The organism is Arthrospira sp. PCC 8006 (assembly GCF_046480465.1).
GTDB classification, from domain to species: domain Bacteria; phylum Cyanobacteriota; class Cyanobacteriia; order Cyanobacteriales; family Microcoleaceae; genus Limnospira; species Limnospira platensis.
In genome coordinates this window covers 1-3502 of sequence record NZ_PKGG01000344.1, presented here as the reverse complement: position 1 = coordinate 3502, position 3502 = coordinate 1, and the positions used below count along the sequence as shown (strand labels likewise).

The window sequence follows — 3502 nt, the reverse complement described above, 5'->3', positions numbered from 1 at the left end:
AGCTCTTGATGAAAGAGATGTTGCTGTACTCTTAACAAAGAGACGGTCAAACTAGGAGCCGCATGAGGTGAAAGTCTCATGTACGGTTCTGCTGCTGAATGGGAGGGGTAGACCGTGAGGTTTATCTCGACCCCTAATTAACCCCTCTAATGCTCTGCCTATAAACAAGTGAGTAATGCTATTCACAAGGCAGTAGTGAAAAATGTAAGCGCATGCTTAGAGGGTGAAGGATGTGACCAGAAGCTAAAGCCCAATTGTCATGGTGGGGATATGCCCAATTGTCACGGTGTGGATATAGATACTACGGTCAGTAAGAGTATAATGGCGAGGACGAGTTTAAAGACTACGTGCTGCATATAGCTCTGAACATCGAAGTAAAAAGCAGGTCTGTTGATTCTGCTCCTTTGACAAAACAGGGTATCCACACCAGGAGCCGTATGAAGGGAAACTTTCACGTATGGTTCTGAATGGGAGGGGATGGTGGTGACTCCATTCTCGACCCCTAACATATAGCCAAATGCTCTTACCGTGAACCATGATTATCTACTGAACAAAATTCATTGTCCAAGCAACCTAAAGAAAGACCTGAAACAATGGCTTAAAGCAGGAGTGCTAGATAACGGCGTTTTCGATGATACAGAAACAGGGACACCCCAAGGAGGGGTAATAAGTCCAATACTCGCCAACATCGCACTGTTGGGAATGGCTAGGTTAATTGAAACAATGTATCCTAAGAAAAATAATAGGGCTCAAGCCACTACAATAAGATACGCCGATGATTTCGTAGTAATATCACCATCACTCGAAATTATTGAACAGTGCAAGACTGCTATTTCTGAATGGCTAAAACCTGTAGGACTAGAGATTAAACCTGAAAAGACTCGAATTTGTCACACACTCAAACCTATTGAGTATAATGGCAAAACAGAAGAACCCGGGTTTGATTTTCTCGGATTCAATATCAGGCAATACCCGGTAGGAAAATACAAGTCTGGGAAATTAGGGGGACGAAGGAAAGGTGGTTTTCTACTTAATAAAACCCCTAACAAAATGTTGGGATTCAAAACCCACATTAAACCCAGCAATAAAGCAGTTAAAGCCCATACAGAAGTGATTAAAGGTGTAATCAAACAACATAAAACAGCACCTCAATCAGCCCTGATAAACAAACTAAACCCGATTATTCGGGGATGGTCAAACTATTATTCAGGAGTCGTCTCATCAGAGACCTTCGGTAAGCTAGACAATATAATCTGGCAGATGTGACGGGCATGGACAGTATCAAGATGCGGAAAGGCAAGTTTACGAGAAGCTAGGAAACTATTTCAGACATGGAACAGTTAAACTTAGCAATGAGGTAGAAAGGCATGAATCTTGGTTATTCCAGACCAAGGATGGACACACACTATGGAAACATAGCTACACTCCGATTGTCAGACATACCACAATACGCCCTGAAGCAACACCATACGACGGAAATTGGACTTATTGGGCAACCAGAAAAGGACAAGTAATCGACACGCCAACAAGGGTAGCAAAACTACTCAAGAAGCAAAAAGGCAAGTGTACCTGGTGTGGGCAATACTTTACCCCATCAGACATAGTTGAAATAGACCACATTGTACCTCGAAGTCTCGGCGGAAAGGACGAATACAAGAATCTTCAACTACTACACCGCCACTGTCACGATGATAAGACGGCACTTGACAATGCCAACGCTGTATCCCTAACAATGGAGCAATCAGACTAGGAGCCGTATGATGGGAAACTATCACGTACGGTTTTGTATGGGAGGGGGAGAAGGTGACTTCTCTCTCGACACTACTAAGTTGCGACAATTTCCTTATTTTGGGGGAACCAAAGGGCATCATCAAAGTAATTCTTAACCGGAGTCTACCGCTGTGGAAGGACTGAAAAACCAGGTGATAGGTCGGCCAGTTATATTCTGGACAATCATGGATGATTGAATAGGATGATCTGTGAATTGACCCATCAAGAATTGTCAAGAGATGCAAAGGATTTTAAAGAAATTACATTTCTGAAATGCAAAATGTTAAGGTGAAGTTAAGCCCACACTATGATCGGGAGGGAGCTGTATGAAGCTTGTTATCCAGGGTAAAAATCTTGAAATTACCGATGCTATTCACGAGTATGTACAACAGAAAATTGCCAAAGCTGTTAGTCACTTTCAGCAATTGACAAACGAAGTGGATGTCCATTTATCTGTGGCTCGGAACCCTCGGATAAATCCAAGACAAACTGCTGAAGTCACGATTTATGCCAATGGCACAGTTATTCGTGCTCAAGAAAGCAGTGAAAATCTCTATGCCAGTATTGACCTAGTAGCAGATAAAATTGCTCGTCAATTGCGTAAGTACAAAGAAAAACGCATGGCGAAACAATATCAGCTTCCTAAGACTGGTGAAGTGGTTGCACAGAAGCCCATTGTTGATGATTTAATTGGCGATCGCACTGTGAAACTTCCAGAAGAAGTGGTGCGGACGAAATATTTTGCCATGCCTCCCATGAGCATTCAAGAAGCATTAGAACAGTTGCAGCTTATTGATCATGATTTTTATATGTTCCGTAATGCTGAAACTGATGAGATTAATGTAATCTATCAGCGATCGCATCATGGTGGTTATGGAGTCATCCAACCCCGCAATGGTAGCGTTCCGACCAGTAATGGTAAAACTGGTGCGGAATTGACAGAACGGGCTTCGACCTCTCCTTAAAGTAGGTAGGTGAAGCCACATAATATAGTTGACACTCCCATTAGGGTTAGTGGCGGGTTTCGCCTGTCGCGCCTGTCACCGGGGAGTTAGGCGGCGCGAGGGCTTGGTTTGAGGAATCAGGCCCTTAGTTAGTTGGGATTAATCAACCCACCCTTGGATAAAAGATTGACACTCCCCGGCCTAAAGGCGCGGGGATTCGCAGTTCTACGGGAGTCCAACGACTTTACCCTCACCGAGCTTCTTGACGGTAAGCCCTGCCGCTGCAATCCCTCGGTTCCGAATGACTTGGGCGGCGGCCACGTCGCGATTGGTGATGTAGCCGCACTCAGGACATTTATGAACCCGGATACTGAGGTCTTTCTTGACCGCTGTTGAGCATTGAGGGCACTCTTGACTGGTGCCTGCTGCTTCAACCTTGGCAAAATACACGCCACGCTTCCAGCACACCCATAGTAGGGGTCGAGAGAGATGTCACCATCTCCCCCTCCCATACAAAACCGTGCTTGAGACTTTCACCTCACACGGCTCGTAGGGTGCGTCACATCCAGATATAGCATTAGTCAAGGTGGTTAGGACGCAGCTGGGAGAACGGAATCCATGGCATCATCGAGAGAATCAAACTGCTCACGTGCAATGGCGAATGCGGGCTTTCAACCACGACCAACATTTCTCTATCTTGTTGAGGTCTGGCGAATAAGGTGGTAGATAGAGCAAACGGCATTGAGCCGCCTCCACTAGCTCAGGAATCCGTCCCCCTTTATGAAACG

1 protein-coding gene and 3 pseudogenes are annotated in these 3502 nt (G+C 45.1%); 2 read left to right on the top strand and 2 right to left on the bottom strand.

The genetic code is table 11. The annotated features are described in order from the left end of the window. Window positions 1-528 precede the first annotated feature (528 nt). Window positions 529-1750, top strand: a pseudogene (locus B9T16_RS26900) (group II intron reverse transcriptase); the annotation flags it as partial. A 346-nt stretch (window positions 1751-2096) separates the two neighbouring features. Further along, the gene (gene hpf / locus B9T16_RS26895; protein WP_006615954.1) at window positions 2097-2735 is read left to right on the top strand and encodes a ribosome hibernation-promoting factor, HPF/YfiA family; all 639 of its coding nucleotides are present in this window, start codon (window positions 2097-2099) and stop codon (window positions 2733-2735) included. Window positions 2736-2939: 204 nt separating this feature from the next. Here hpf and B9T16_RS26890 read toward each other — a convergent pair. Then, window positions 2940-3185: pseudogene (locus B9T16_RS26890) on the bottom strand (zinc ribbon domain-containing protein); the annotation flags it as partial. 119 nt (window positions 3186-3304) lie between these two features. Beyond that, window positions 3305-3502: pseudogene (locus tag B9T16_RS26885) on the bottom strand (transposase); the annotation flags it as partial.